Source organism: Sinorhizobium chiapasense, assembly GCF_045277575.1.
Classification (GTDB): domain Bacteria; phylum Pseudomonadota; class Alphaproteobacteria; order Rhizobiales; family Rhizobiaceae; genus Ensifer; species Ensifer chiapasense_A.
Map to the genome: position 1 here is coordinate 2,148,119 of NZ_CP144205.1, position 13,286 is coordinate 2,161,404.

Consider the following 13,286-nt stretch of genomic DNA (forward strand, 5'->3'; position numbering starts at 1 on the left):
ATTGGCCTTGCATATCTGGCTGAGACGCAAGCCGCCTTTGTTGATTTTAGCACGACAGGCCGTTTCGAAATGAGCTTTCTCCCTGCCATATCGATCATCGCCCTCCTGGCGATGCTCCCGGTCCTGATTTCGCTGCGGGCCTCGATGGTCGAGGGCGGCACGGAATTCGCCGCGGCCAGTGCGGTGGCAAGCGCCTCAACCGTGTTCATGATGCTCTCCGAGTTTCCGGCACTCCAGCCGCTGTCCCTGATCGGCCTTGTGTTCCTGGCCGGCGCCTGCCTGCTCGTGCTTTCCGGCTTTCACCGCGCGCTCGGCGTTCACAGACGCACCTCGACGTCCCTTGTCGCGGCCGCGTCGATGGCGTTCGTCGCGCTGTTCACTGCCGCATTCGGCGCGCAAAGCACGACCTTGCATGCGCTTTCCGTCATCGGCATCGCCGCCGCCTTCGTGCTGATCATCGCCGTCTGCTCGCAGCACCGGCGCCAGGCGCCGGGGCCGGTGGAACGGCTCTACGTCATCGCGTGCGCGGCGACCGGCTGCTCGACCCTGCTCGCAGTCGCCGTACTCTCGCCCGCCGCCCACGGAGGCACAGCGATCCCGCCTGCACCCGCCGGCTGGGATTTCGCTTGTGCCGTCATGCGTTACTTCTATCTGCCGGTGCTGTTCCTGGGCGTGATCCTGATGATCCAGAACCGGGTGATCACCGACCTCAAGACCGCGATCGCCCGCGACGAGCTGACGGGCGTGCTGTCGCGGCGCGCCCTGCTCGATCTTGGCCAGCGCGCCTTGACCACCAGCCTTGCACGGCAACAGCCGGTGTCCTTCCTGCTGCTCGATCTCGATTACTTCAAGAAGATCAACGATCGCTATGGCCACGCGGTCGGCGATGCCGCCCTCGGCCACTTCGCCGGCACCGTCGCCACCTGTCTCACCGGCCGCGGCACGCTCGGGCGCATCGGCGGCGAAGAATTCGGCATCGTTCTGCCCAATCACACGGAAGAAGCGGCCTTTAGGCTCGCCGAGGAGATCGGCCGCGTGGTGCGCGACACGCCGATCGGCCGCTTCGATCGGCCGATCCGGCTGACGGTGAGCATCGGCCTCGCCGAGGCCGTTCCCGGCGACACGATCAGCGACATCATGATCCGCGCCGACATGGCGCTCTACGACGCCAAGGCCGAAGGGCGCGACCGCTGCACGATTGCCGGCCGCTTTCAGCCCGACGCAAGCGCGCGGGCGCTCGCGGCCGCAGCCGCGCAACTGCGCGCCGCCGACAGCAGAAGCTTCGAGCCGAGGCTGCTGCGCGATACCGGCTGACCGGCAGGACAATCGTCTTGTAAAGCCGTTTCCCGAACCTATGTGAGCTTGGCCCAGTGCATGTCTCCATGGATCGCAACCGGTTCATGGACGGAACATGCAGCCCGTCAATAACGCTACGGCGGCCCTCGCGTCTCAATGACGCGCCCCGCTGCAGGAGGACATCCATGTCGCGTACTGTTCGCGCCCTTCTCGTTGCCGGTCTCGCCGCCTTCACGGCGACCGCCCTGCCCGCCCGCGCCGAAACGGTCGGCGAGGTCGGCGTCGACTGGCTCGGAAACGACATCATGATCGATGCCGTCACCGACCCGGAGATCAAGGGCGTCACCTGCCACGTCACCTATTTCGACCGCAGCGTCATCGACCGGTTGAAGAACGGCAACTGGTTCGAGGACCCGTCGAACAATTCCATCGCCTGCCGCCAGACCGGCCCGATCGAAATCGGCGACATCGATCTTTCCAAGGACGGCGAGGAAGTGTTTCGCGCCGGGCTGTCGCTTGTCTGGAAGAACCTGCTGGTCACACGGATTTATGATCGCAAGAACGATACGCTGATCTATCTCGCGCATTCGCGTGAATTGACCGATGGCTCGGCGAAGATGTCGATCACCACCATTCCGCTCTACGGCCAGACGGTGACCTGGCAGAACGGAAAGCCGCAGTAAACGCCAACCGCTTCACGGGCGCTTCCGAAACCTACTGCAGGTCTCCTGAAATCGACCTCGATTTAAGGAGACCTGCAGCAAATCAAAGCGCTACAGCGACCTTTGCGCGTCTCATGAGACGCGCGGCGCTGTAGTCAGAGCGAAACGAGGCGAAGTCTCTGGGAGCACCCCATCCCGCTTCCCGCATATCAATAGGACGGCGGAACGATGCCCTGATAGTAGTCGCCGTCACCGCCCTGATAGCCGCCATAAGGCTGACGATCGCGATAGACGGGGGCCGGTGTGGCAGTTCTGTTGATGCTGCCCGTCGACATCGTGTCAACCGGTGCGGCGGACCGCTTCATCAGCGGCATGGCCTTGTGCGTGTTCTGCGTTCCGGGAGGATTGTTGACGTCGATGCCCTGGTAGTAGCTGTCGGCCAGAGCTGGTCCGGCGATCAACATCGTTACGGAGAGCGCGGCAACAAGTTTCCTTACAGAGATTGTCATGAGTTCAACTCCTGTTTCGGGACGGGCACCCGGCCTCCGTTCGGGCGCCCGGCAACACCGGTAAATTAGTACAAGTATTCCTGCCGGCCACATGACGTTTTGTCACAATGGAGTCGCCCAAGCGTGAAGAGCATTGCCGAAGTTTAACTTGACCTGCGCGTTCCACTACCTGCCCGAACACGGCTGAAACGCAAAACACCCCGGCGGCGATGCCATCGGGGTGCTCGTCAATTCTGGCAGCGGTCGAAACTTCAGGCGGCCTGGGCCAGTTCGTCGGCAATGACCGTATCGAGATTGAGGAAGCAGACCATCGTCTTTTCCAGCGCGACGATGCCGCGGCAGAAGGCGCGCTGCGCTTCCGGAATGATCTCCGGCGCCGGCTGCAGCGCTTCGCTCTTGATCGTCATCATGTCGGAGACCTGCTCGACCAGCAGGCCGACGAGCTTGCCGGCGATGTCGGTGACGATGATCGCCGAGCGCTCCGACGGCTCGGTCATCTTCATGCCGAGGCGGGCAGCCATGTCGATGACCGGGATCACCGCGCCGCGCAGGTTGATGAGGCCGAGCACGTAGGGCGGCGTATGCGGCATCGGCGTCACCGGCGCCCAGCCGCGGATTTCGCGGATCGCCATGATGTCGATGCAGAATTCCTGGTCGCCGAGATGGAACGACACGATCTCGAGATAGGCACCGGACTGCTTGATTGCATTGGTCATGATCAGAATTCTTCCCAGTTTTCACCGGAGGCCGTAACGGACGGCACGGAGCCCGGTTTGTTGCCGAAAGCGCCCGCCAGCTTGCCCATCAGGGCCTTCGCGGGAGATGGAGTTGGAAACGAGGCCATTTTGGCCGAGCCGATCTTGCGCAGTGGCACCGGCTCGCCGGTGCCCTTGACGGCCGGCCGCTGAGCGGTCGGGGCCGAAGCTGTCTTCGTCTGCACCGGAGCAACGGCCGCCCTTGCCGCTGGCGCGACCGGCGCCGACGTCGGCATGGCGCGCTGCATCGTGTGGCCCTCGCGGAACTGGCCGACGAGGCCGGTCAGGCGCTCGGCGTCCTGCGCCAATGTGTGGCTCGAGGCATTGGTCTGCTCGACCATCGCGGCATTCTGCTGCGTCATCTGATCGAGCTGGCCGACGGCGGTGCTGATCTCGTTGAGACCGGTCGATTGTTCGCGCGCGGCCATCACGATCGAGGTCATGTGTTCGTTGATGCGCGCCACGTCGGCGCCGATCCGGCCGAGCGCCTCGCCCGTCGCCTGGACGAGCTTGACGCCGCTTCCGACCTCGTTGCCGGAGCGGCTGACCAGCGCCTTGATGTCCTTGGCGGCACCGGCGGCGCGCTGCGCCAGTTCGCGCACTTCCTGCGCCACGACCGCAAAGCCCTTGCCGGCTTCACCGGCACGCGCCGCCTCGACGCCGGCATTCAGCGCCAGGAGGTTGGTCTGGAAGGCGATCTCGTCGATGACGTTGATGATCTTGCCGATCTCGTTCGAAGCACTTTCGATGCGCGCCATGGCGGCGATCGCCTCGCCGACGATGCGGCCGGATTCCTCCGCATTGGTGCGCGTCTCGCCGACCATGCGGCTTGCCTCTTCGGCGCGCTGGGTTGCGGTGCGAACCGTGACGGTGATTTCATCGAGCGCTGCCGAGGTCTGCTCCAGCGAAGCGGCCTGCCGTTCGGTGCGGCGGGCCAGGTCGTCGGCGGCCGAACGCATCTGCCGGCCGTTCGATTCGATCGAAAGCGCATTCTCCTTGACGCTCGAAAGCACCAGGCGCAGCCGCTCGACCGTCTGGTTGAAATTCTGGCGAAGCTGGTCGAGATTGCCGTCGAACGGCCGGTCGATGGCAACGGCAAGATCGCCGTCGGCAAGCTGGGTCAAGGCGCGGCCGAGGCTGTCGATCGCCGTCTGGATGCGACGCACCGCCTCCTCGCGCTCGCTCTGCTGCTGCTCGCGTTCCTTCTCGATTTCGCGCCGGCTGAGTGCGGCACTCTGCTCCAGCGACTGCTTCTCGATGGCCGAAAGCCGGAAAAGATCGACGGAGCGGGCCATGGCGCCGAGTTCGTCGCCGCGGTCGAGCGCCTCGACCTTGGTGGCCAGGTCACCATTCTGCACCCGCTGCATGGCATTGCGCAGGCCAAGGATGCCGGCGCGCAGCGTGCTGCCGTGGAACCAGAGAAGATAAAGCAGTGTGGCCATAGCGAGCAGTCCCGCGGCCACCTGAAGCTGGAATGCCCGGTCGGACGCGGCACGCGCCTCGGCAACGCGCGTCTGTACCAGGCCGGTTGCCGCTTCGGAGAGCGACGTCAGCGCCGTGGCGACCCGTTCGCCGGCGCCATCGATCGCGTCGTCGATCTTGCCGAAGTCGTCAGCGGAAGCCTTGCCTTCGATCAGCGCCTTCAGGTCGGTGCCGATCGCCATGCGCAGTTCCGCGACATCCGCATCGAAGGTCGAAAGCGCGTCGCTCCGTCCGAGCAGCGTGGCAAGCGCCTTGAGGTCGGCCGATTTCGCTTCGAGCAGCTTCAGTATCCCGGCAATGCTGGCGGCGCGCGCCGGCTGGATCGCGCCCTCTTCCCGGTCGATGATGCTATCCATCGCGTTGAGCACGAGGTTGGTCGTCGCCAGGCGGACCTCGTCGACGGTCGTCAGCCCGTTCTGTGCCGCGACCGCGCCCTGCAGGGCGTCGTTGGCTTGGCTGCCCTGGTACCAGCCGACCCCGAGCACGGAGCCAAAGCCGACAAAGGCGGCGCCGGCAAGCGTCGCCAGCCGCTGGCTCACGGAAAGATTGCGCTTCAGGGAAGGAGATGTGGCAGTCATAGGGAGTCCATGGTCACGGATCCGCGTGGAAGCGGATCCTCCTACGATCGATACGGAAAACCGGGGCCGAGAAACCGGCTGACCTCATGTCATGTCGGAGCACGAACGCTCCTCCCGCGTGGAAAAAACACTGGCAAACAGACCTTAAACATTCGCTAAGGCAGGCCGCCGATCCCCAGGGAGATGAGCTATTTGCATGTTTTTGCATATGCGCTGCAAGCCTCGGTTTTCCCGGCATTTGCGGGCACAATCCATCGGAGCGCTCCGGGCCGGTTTTCCACGTTTTCCGGTCCCGACCGGAAGGCGCCACAACCGCTCCCGGCGGCTTCCCCTCGCCGCGCCAGATGCTATGATGACGCCATGAACACGAAGACCCAGCGCTCGATCCGCCTCCCCCTCGCCGCAAGCCTTGCGGCTGCGATCGCGCTTGTGCTCCTGCTCGCCTTCCGCGGCTGGATGGCGAACGGCGCAGAGATGTTCCTGGCGCTCGCCCAGTCCGGTCTTTCCTGGTGCTTTTAGCCGCGATCGTGGGCGTTTGCCCCTCTCCTCGGGTTTAACCCGAGGACTAACCCTCTCCCCGCAGGCGGTGCGAGGGGACGAGGACGAAGGCGGCGTTGCCAATCAGAATCTGCCATCAGCAAGCGCCGCGATTGAAAATGGGGACGTGGGCGAGCGGATACCACGAGCCTCCTTCTCCCCGCCTGCGGGGAGAAGGTCGCGGCAGCGGGATGAGGGGCAGCCCGCAATGCACGCGCCACCACAACCTGCGGCAATTGTCCCATTTGCGCGGTCCCGGTGAAGGCGGTATCAAGGGCCGATCAACCGGACATGGCCGTCTTCGGCCCCAACAAAATCGGTAGCACGCATGAAAACCATCCGCATCGTCCTCTGGGCCGCCGTCGTCGTCATGGCCGGCATCCTCGGCTGGCTGACCTATGAGATGACCCAGTCGAAGCAACAGGCCGCCACCGGTCCCTTCGGCGTGCCCTTCACGCTCACTGCCCAGGATGGCAAGGCGATCACCGAAAAGGCCTTTACCGGCAAGCCGACCGCGCTCTTCTTCGGCTTCACCCATTGCCCGGAGGTCTGCCCGACGACGCTGTTCGAACTGAACGGCTGGCTGGAAAAGGTCGACCCGGAAGGCAACAAGCTGCAGGCCTATTTCATCACCGTCGATCCTGAGCGCGACACGCCGGAGGTCCTCGGCCAGTATGTCTCCAACGTCTCCAAGCGCATCACCGGCATTTCCGGCCCGCCAGACAAGGTGATGGAGATGGTCAAGGGCTTCCGCGTCTATGCCAAGAAGGTGCCGGTCGATGCCGCCAAACCCGACGGTGACTACACCATGGACCACACGGCATCCGTCTTCCTGCTTGACGCCAACGGCCATTTCTCCGGCACGATCGCCTATGAGGAAAACCCGGAAACGGCGGTCAAGAAGCTGGAAAACCTCACCAAGGGCTGACCCCCTACGATCCGTGACGTGACGTTGCAAGCGCCGGCCCTGCCCGGCGCTTTGCGTTTGTGGGGCAATCGTGATAGCGCACAGCACACGATTGCCACCGCCCCGCACGCCGCCCCAACGGCATGGCTCGATGCGGGGCGCGTGCGGATTTTCCAGCCGAAGGACAGAGCCTTGAGCGAGATCAGACTTTTCGTCACCACCACCGAGAAGCAGGCGGAAGCCGTGCTCGACCGCATGAGCGAGGTCTTCGGCGAAGAGGACTATGCCATCGGCACGACGGAGGTCGATGAAAAGCGCGACGTCTGGGAAGCCTCGATCTACATGATGGCCGTCGACGAGGAGAGCGTGAACGAACGGCTCACCGACGCGCTTTCTGAGGACTTCGCCCATCTTCCGATCGAGCGCGAAGTGCTGCCGGATATCGACTGGATCGCCAAGTCGCTCGAGGGCCTGGCGCCGGTGCGCGCCGGCCGCTTCGTCGTGCACGGCTCGCACGACCGCGACAAGGTGAAGACCGGCGAGATCGCCATCGAGATCGACGCCGGCCAGGCCTTCGGCACCGGTCATCACGGCACCACCGCCGGCTGCCTCGAAGTGCTGGCTTCGGTTGCCCGTACGCGTACCGTGCGCAACGTGCTCGATCTCGGCACCGGCAGCGGCGTGCTGGCGATCGCCGCCTGGAAACTCATGCACGTGCCGGTGCTCGCCACCGACATCGACCCGATCGCCACCCGTGTCGCCGCAGAAAACGCCCGGGTCAACGGCGTCGTCACCGGCATGACCTTTGCCACCGCGCCGGGTTTTCATTCGACCGCTTTCAGCGCCAACGGCCCGTTCGATCTCATCATCGCCAACATCCTCGCCCGCCCGCTGATGAAGATGGCGCCGCAGCTCGTCGCCAATCTCGCCCCCGGCGGCTCGGTCATTCTCTCGGGCATTCTCGCCGAACAACGCTGGAAGGTGCTCGCGCATTACAATGGCCAGCACCTGCGCCACGTCCGTACCATCTGGCGCAACGGCTGGGTGACGATTCATCTGGAGAAGTGAGGCGCCGACGCCGAAGGCGGCTACCGTCCGGCAGAACGACTGCCCACCTTCATTGTCGAGGTGATGGCCCCTCATCCCCCTGCCGGGACCTTCTCCCCGCAAGCGGGGCGAAGGGACGCGAGGCACGGCCTTGCCACAGATCCAACTCCCATTCGTGACATTCGCATTGGGTACGTCCACTCGCCGATGCGTTCGCGCTGTGCATTGTGTAAAGCGGCTTGCGGCATTACCACGCACAAAGATCGGCCCCAGCTCGTAACGGTGCAATCGGGCACGTCCCCTCGCCCCGCCTGCGGGGAGAGGGTTAGGGTGAGGGGCGATCTTTTGAAGAAATCCGGCGGCTTCAATCTTGCCTGCAAAAGCTTGCGGGAGAGCTCTGCGGAAACGCAAAGTGCGCCGACGCGCGGCTGACGCTGAAAAACGCCCAAAACAAATCAAGAAAAACGAAAAGGCCGCCTCGTCCATCAGACGGGCGGCCTTTCGAAACAAAGGCGATGCCAATGGCATCGCCTGCTGGTTGGCTTGTGGCCAACCATGCCCGCGAGCCTGAGGAGGAGGAGCGCTCGAGCGGGCGTCTACCGTTCCGAAGCTGGCCACCCTTGAGGGAGGAGGAGAACAGAATGACCAACTATTCTCGGAACCGCAGTCTTTTGAACCACTGGATGTTCGTCCGTGTTCGTTGAGGCGGCTTATAAACTATTATTCCGATAGAGAAAGGGACTTCTTAGCATGGGTGCCATGCGCTGAGCGCATATGTATGACGAATGGGCAATTGCTCTCCAAGCCACGCACAACCGGAAGTCTGCGAGAACCGTCGGTCGCGGTCGCTTACAGGATATCGCCTCTTTCCTCCAAAGGGCCGTTTCCGCTAACATGGCCCCATCTTTCCCGCGGTTTACCGCTCAATCTACCGGAAATCCCCATGTTTCAGTCTTTTGAAGTCACCTCCACGCCGCAATTCGGCAAGGAGCGCACCGAAGCCCTGCGCGCGTCCTTCGCGGCGCTTAGCATCGACGGCTTTCTCGTGCCGCGCGCCGACGAGTTCCAGGGCGAATATGTGCCCGCCTCCTCCGAGCGCCTGTCCTGGCTGACGGGCTTCACCGGTTCCGCCGGCGTCGCCCTCATCACCCAGCGTGAGGCGGTCGTTTTCGTCGACGGACGTTACGTCACGCAGTTGAAAGAGCAGGTCGACGGCAGCGTGTTCACCGGTGGCGACCTCATCGGCGAGCCGCCGCATCTGTGGCTCGAAAACCATGGGGCCAAGGGCTTCAGGCTCGGCATCGACCCCTGGCTGCACACCGGCGCTGAAGTGCGCCGGCTGGAAAAGGCGCTCGCCACCCTCGGCGGCTCTCTGGTCTTCCTCGATCACAATCCGCTGGACAGAATTTGGGCCAACCGCCCCGCGGCCCCGCTCGGCAAGGTCAGCATCCAGCCGATCGAGCACGCCGGCGAACTCGCCAAGGACAAGATCGCCAGGATCGCGGCCGACCTCGACAAGACGGGCGCCAGCGCCGTGGTGCTCACCGACCCTTCCTCCGTCGCCTGGACCTTCAACATCCGCGGCAGCGACGTTCCGCACACGCCGCACCCGCTGGCCCGCGCGATCATCCACGCCGACGGCCGCGCCGAGCTTTTCCTCGACAAGCGCAAGACCGGCATCGAGCAGGAAGCCTATCTCACCCAGATCGCCGAGATCGTCGCGCCCGCCACTTTCGACGATCGCCTGAGGGCGCTCGGCGCTGCCGGTGCCGCCGTGATGATCGACCCGGATCTCGCCTCGTTCGCCATCTCCGAACTGATCCGCTCGAAGGGCGGCAAGGTGGTGGAAGCGGTCGATCCCGCCCGCCTGCCGCGCGCCCAGAAAAACAAGGCCGAAATCGACGGCTCGACCCGCGCCCACCTGCAGGACGGCGCCGCCATGGTCGAGTTCCTTGCCTGGCTCGATAACCAGCAGCCGGGCACCGTCACCGAGATCGGCGCCACCAACCAGCTCGAAGCGGCGCGCGCCACCGTCGGCGAGCGCATGCAGAACCCGCTGAAGGACATCTCCTTCGACACGATCTCCGGCGCCGGTTCGCATGCGGCGATCATGCATTACCGCGTTACCACGGCCACAGACCGGCCGATCGAAGCCGGCACCATGTTCCTGATCGATTCCGGCGCGCAATACATCAACGGCACCACAGATATCACCCGCACCGTCGCGATCGGCGCCGTGCCGGAGGAGCAGAAGCGCTTCTTCACCCTGGTGCTGAAGGGCATGATCGCGATCAGCGTCGCGCGCTTCCCCAAGGGTTCGCGCGGCGTCGATCTCGATCCGCTGGCCCGCATCGCGCTCTGGAAGGCCGGCGCCGACTACGCCCACGGCACCGGCCACGGCGTCGGCTCCTATCTCTCGGTGCATGAGGGCCCGCAGCGCATCGCCCGGCTTTCGACCCAGGAACTGCTACCCGGCATGATCCTTTCCAACGAGCCCGGCTACTACCGCCCCGGCGCCTTCGGCATTCGCATCGAAAACCTCGTGGTGGTGCAGCCGGCAACGATGGTCGACGGCGGCGACCTGCCGATGCTCGGCTTCGATACCCTCACCTTCTGCCCGATCGACCGCCGCCTGGTCTTGCCCGCGCTCCTGACGGACGAAGAGCTGGATTGGCTCAACGCCTATCACGCCGAGACCCGTGAGAAGCTGATGCCGCTGCTCGCCAGCGACGAGACCCGCGACTGGCTGAAGGCCGCAACGGAAGCGCTCGCACGCTGAGTCAGGCGTCGAGCGACACAATGCAAAACGTCGCGCTCTCAGGGCGCGGCCTTTGACGCTGGACACGTCTCGAAGCGCTTGTTTGGCGGATGAGAATCCCCTTCTCCCACATCCCCGCCTTGTGGCGGGGATGTAAGCGACCCGACGTCCGTCGAGTCGGGCGGTAGGCGTTGCACGCCGCAGCCGCTTGCTTGCTTCGAGGTTCACGGCGGCAACAGGCCGGGAAATCCCGGCCTCTCCGTTCAGATTCCCAAGAGCTTCTTCGCTTCTCCGAGCGTCGCCTCCGAAGCGGCGTGATCGCCCGCCTTGTGCTGCTCCTCACCCTTCGCGCGCAGTTCCTTGACCTTGGCCATGTCGGCCTCGGAAAGTTTCGCAGTCGGCATGGCCGCGTCGATCGCAGCCATGATGGTGGGGCATTGATTGGCAAAGGCCGTTGCCGGCGCGAGCGCCAGCAAGAGGGCAATCGAGATCCTGGTCAACATGGTTGTTCCTCCACCGCCGGGGCTCTGCATTGTTGCAGCGACGTCGCGCGTCCGACAGCACCTGCGGTGCTGCCGTACCTCCGGCAACCAAGGGATGATAATCCACGAGAGATGCGTCGCCAATGCCGATCACCGCCCTGCCCGTGTGGCTTTCGATGTCTGCCGGAACGGAGGCGAAAAACCTACATCACCACGTGCCGGATCAGCATCACCACCACCCAGCCGATGACGAGCATGCGCAGCGTCGAGAGGTTCAGCCCGAGGGCAATGGCGAAGGCGACGAACATGGCGACGGTCACATCGATCCCGCCATAGACGAAGGCCGGCGCCACCAGCGTCGTCAGCACCGCCGCAGGAACGGCGTTCAGCGCCGCCTCCAGCCGCGGCGGGATCTGCTTCATCTGGGTGATGAGGATATAGCCGCCGACGCGCGTCAAGAAGGTCGCGACCGCGGCGGCGATGATCAGGTAGATGAGGTTGAGGTGTTGCGGATCCATCGTCACGCCTCCTTCTCGACCGCGCGCGGCGCCGGAGTCCGCTCGCTCTGCGGCAGACAGGCTGCAAGCACGATACCGGCGAGCGCTCCAATGCTGACATGCCAAGGCGAGCCGACGAAATGCATGCCCGCGACCGAAGCGAGCGCCGAGACCGTGACGATCGGCAGGAACCGGTCGCGCTTGCGGAAGCCCATGACCAGCCCCATGAAATAGACTGGAAGCAGGATGTCGAGGCCGATCGCCTTGGGATCGCCGATCATCTGCCCGAAGATCGCGCCGACCAGCGTGTTGAAGATCCAGGGAATGTAGATGACGAGGCCGAAGCCGAGATACCAGGCGAAGGTGATCGGCAGGCCGCGCTCGCCGCGCTTCTCGGTCTCGGCATATTGCGGATCGACCAGCAGGAAGAAGGCCAGGAACTTCTGCCCGAAGGTGAAGTGCCGGACATATTTGGCGATCGAAGCCGAATAGAGCACGTGGCGGAAGTTGACGGCGAAGACCGAGAGCACGACGAGCCAGGGCTGGACGTGATTGCCGAAGAGCTCGATGCCGACCATCTGGCTGGCGCCGGCATAAACACTCGCACTCATGAACACGGCATCGGCAATGGTGAAACCGTTGTCGACCGCAAGCGCCCCGAACAGCGCACCGAAGGGCGACGCCGCCAGCATGATGGGAAAGCCGCCGCGTACGCCTTCCCAGAATCCGTCTTTTGCCATGGAAACCTCCGCCGGCCGAGGCGAACGAGTGCGCCGTGCGGCCGGTGCCGGACAGATAGGCGCTTGCGCCTCCGGCAACAATTCAAATCAACTGATACAATGATTGAATTTTATGATGCCTTGCCCGAACAAGGCTTGAACAAAATGCGCACCGATCGAGAAACCGATGCGCATTCGATACCCGTTTCCGCAGCCCGCCAGGCAGGCCGCGTCTTACTTCTTGACCTGGAACGTATGCTCGATGCCGGGGAAAGTGCGTGCCTTCACCTCGTTTGCATAGTCCTCGGCGGCCTTGGAGATTGCCGGCGCGAGCTCGGCGAAGTGCTTGACGAAGCGCGGCTTGAAATCGTTGAAGAGGCCGAGCATGTCGTCGGAGACGAGGATCTGGCCGTCACAGGCGGGCGACGCACCGATGCCGATGGTCGGCGAGCGCAGTTCGGCGGTGATGTCGCGAGCGACCGGCTCGACCGTGCCCTCGATGACGATGGCAAAGGCGCCGGCATCGTCGATCGCCTTGGCGTCGCGGCGGATCTTTGCCACTTCCTTGTCGTTGCGCCCGACCGAGCGATAGCCGCCCGTCGTGTTGACGAGCTGCGGCATCAGCCCGACATGGCCGAGCACCGGAATGCCGCGGCTGACGAGGAATTCGACCGTCTCCGCCATCTCCGCGCCGCCTTCGAGCTTCACGGCGCTGCAGCCGGTTTCCTTGAGGATGCGCGCGGCGCTGCGGAACGCCTGCTCCTTCGATTCCTGATAGGAGCCGAAGGGCATGTCGATGACGACGCAGGCGCGCTCCGCGCCGCGCATGACCGCCTGGCCATGGGCGATCATCATCTCGAGCGTCACGCCGACGGTCGTATCGAGACCGTAAAGCACCATGCCGACGGAATCGCCGACGAGCAGGAAATCCACGTGCGGATCGAGCAGCCTGGCGATCGGCGTCGTATAGGCCGTGAGGCTGACGATCGGCCGTTCGCCCTTCAGCGCTTCGATATTGGCGGGGCTGAGCCGGCGCTTGGCGGTCTGGACGCTCATG

General features: G+C 64.2%; 13 protein-coding genes. 6 read left to right on the plus strand and 7 right to left on the minus strand.

Annotated features, from left to right (window positions below; translation table 11 throughout):
* Positions 1-69 precede the first annotated feature (69 nt).
* Both QM996_RS10505 and QM996_RS10510 read left to right on the plus strand, forming a co-directional pair.
* Positions 70-1,314, plus strand: coding sequence for a GGDEF domain-containing protein (locus QM996_RS10505; RefSeq protein WP_500267424.1), 1,245 nt, complete (start codon positions 70-72; stop codon positions 1,312-1,314).
* Between the two features lie 167 nt (positions 1,315-1,481).
* Positions 1,482-1,979: a CreA family protein gene (locus tag QM996_RS10510; RefSeq protein WP_500267425.1), complete on the plus strand. Its 498-nt coding sequence runs from the start codon at positions 1,482-1,484 to the stop codon at positions 1,977-1,979.
* Between the two features lie 188 nt (positions 1,980-2,167).
* Here the strand turns inward: QM996_RS10510 and QM996_RS10515 are convergent, their stop codons facing one another.
* The 3 genes from QM996_RS10515 to QM996_RS10525 all read right to left on the minus strand — a co-directional run bounded on the left by QM996_RS10515 (position 2,168) and on the right by QM996_RS10525 (position 5,282).
* Positions 2,168-2,467, minus strand: coding sequence for a hypothetical protein (locus QM996_RS10515; RefSeq protein WP_500267426.1), 300 nt, complete (start codon positions 2,465-2,467; stop codon positions 2,168-2,170).
* Positions 2,468-2,718: 251 nt separating this feature from the next.
* Positions 2,719-3,183 carry a chemotaxis protein CheW gene (locus QM996_RS10520; RefSeq protein ID WP_113540693.1) on the minus strand — a complete coding sequence of 155 codons (465 nt, stop codon included), beginning with the start codon at positions 3,181-3,183 and terminating at the stop codon, positions 2,719-2,721.
* A 2-nt stretch (positions 3,184-3,185) separates the two neighbouring features.
* The gene (locus QM996_RS10525) at positions 3,186-5,282 is read right to left on the minus strand and encodes a methyl-accepting chemotaxis protein (protein WP_500267427.1); all 2,097 of its coding nucleotides are present in this window, start codon (positions 5,280-5,282) and stop codon (positions 3,186-3,188) included.
* Between the two features lie 360 nt (positions 5,283-5,642).
* Between QM996_RS10525 and QM996_RS10530 the strand changes: the two genes are divergently transcribed.
* From QM996_RS10530 to QM996_RS10545, 4 genes are all read left to right on the plus strand, one after another.
* On the plus strand, positions 5,643-5,801 hold the full coding sequence (locus QM996_RS10530) for a hypothetical protein (RefSeq protein WP_500267428.1): 159 nt from the start codon (positions 5,643-5,645) through the stop codon (positions 5,799-5,801).
* A 346-nt stretch (positions 5,802-6,147) separates the two neighbouring features.
* Positions 6,148-6,747 (plus strand): SCO family protein, encoded by a 600-nt coding sequence (locus QM996_RS10535; RefSeq protein WP_500267429.1) that lies wholly within the window; start codon positions 6,148-6,150, stop codon positions 6,745-6,747.
* Positions 6,748-6,918: 171 nt separating this feature from the next.
* Complete coding sequence (locus QM996_RS10540; protein WP_500267430.1) at positions 6,919-7,794, plus strand: 50S ribosomal protein L11 methyltransferase; 876 nt, start codon at positions 6,919-6,921, stop codon at positions 7,792-7,794.
* 922 nt (positions 7,795-8,716) lie between these two features.
* On the plus strand, positions 8,717-10,552 hold the full coding sequence (locus QM996_RS10545; RefSeq protein ID WP_500267431.1) for an aminopeptidase P family protein: 1,836 nt from the start codon (positions 8,717-8,719) through the stop codon (positions 10,550-10,552).
* Between the two features lie 242 nt (positions 10,553-10,794).
* Here the strand turns inward: QM996_RS10545 and QM996_RS10550 are convergent, their stop codons facing one another.
* The 4 genes from QM996_RS10550 to panB form a co-directional block, all read right to left on the minus strand.
* Entirely contained in the window at positions 10,795-11,034 is a 240-nt protein-coding gene (locus QM996_RS10550; RefSeq protein WP_173517171.1) for a PA2433 domain-containing protein, read from the minus strand.
* Positions 11,035-11,216: 182 nt separating this feature from the next.
* Positions 11,217-11,531, minus strand: a complete 315-nt coding sequence (locus QM996_RS10555; RefSeq protein ID WP_500267432.1) for an AzlD family protein — start codon at positions 11,529-11,531, stop codon at positions 11,217-11,219.
* Between the two features lie 2 nt (positions 11,532-11,533).
* Positions 11,534-12,250, minus strand: coding sequence for an AzlC family ABC transporter permease (locus tag QM996_RS10560; RefSeq protein ID WP_500267433.1), 717 nt, complete (start codon positions 12,248-12,250; stop codon positions 11,534-11,536).
* 213 nt (positions 12,251-12,463) lie between these two features.
* The gene (gene panB, locus QM996_RS10565) at positions 12,464-13,285 is read right to left on the minus strand and encodes a 3-methyl-2-oxobutanoate hydroxymethyltransferase (protein WP_500267434.1); all 822 of its coding nucleotides are present in this window, start codon (positions 13,283-13,285) and stop codon (positions 12,464-12,466) included.
* Position 13,286 lies beyond the last annotated feature (1 nt).

Excerpts from the sequence above, each read along its gene's own strand:
- QM996_RS10505 (WP_500267424.1), top strand. The coding sequence starts at position 70 with ATGAGCTTTCTCCCTGCCATATCGATCATCGCCCTCCTGGCGATGCTC.
- QM996_RS10510 (WP_500267425.1), top strand. The coding sequence starts at position 1,482 with ATGTCGCGTACTGTTCGCGCCCTTCTCGTTGCCGGTCTCGCCGCCTTC.
- QM996_RS10515 (WP_500267426.1), bottom strand. The coding sequence starts at position 2,467 with ATGACAATCTCTGTAAGGAAACTTGTTGCCGCGCTCTCCGTAACGATG.
- QM996_RS10520 (WP_113540693.1), bottom strand. The coding sequence starts at position 3,183 with ATGACCAATGCAATCAAGCAGTCCGGTGCCTATCTCGAGATCGTGTCG.
- QM996_RS10525 (WP_500267427.1), bottom strand. The coding sequence starts at position 5,282 with ATGACTGCCACATCTCCTTCCCTGAAGCGCAATCTTTCCGTGAGCCAG.
- QM996_RS10530 (WP_500267428.1), top strand. The coding sequence starts at position 5,643 with ATGAACACGAAGACCCAGCGCTCGATCCGCCTCCCCCTCGCCGCAAGC.
- QM996_RS10535 (WP_500267429.1), top strand. The coding sequence starts at position 6,148 with ATGAAAACCATCCGCATCGTCCTCTGGGCCGCCGTCGTCGTCATGGCC.
- QM996_RS10545 (WP_500267431.1), top strand. The coding sequence starts at position 8,717 with ATGTTTCAGTCTTTTGAAGTCACCTCCACGCCGCAATTCGGCAAGGAG.
- QM996_RS10550 (WP_173517171.1), bottom strand. The coding sequence starts at position 11,034 with ATGTTGACCAGGATCTCGATTGCCCTCTTGCTGGCGCTCGCGCCGGCA.
- QM996_RS10555 (WP_500267432.1), bottom strand. The coding sequence starts at position 11,531 with ATGGATCCGCAACACCTCAACCTCATCTACCTGATCATCGCCGCCGCG.
- QM996_RS10560 (WP_500267433.1), bottom strand. The coding sequence starts at position 12,250 with ATGGCAAAAGACGGATTCTGGGAAGGCGTACGCGGCGGCTTTCCCATC.
- panB (WP_500267434.1), bottom strand. The coding sequence starts at position 13,285 with ATGAGCGTCCAGACCGCCAAGCGCCGGCTCAGCCCCGCCAATATCGAA.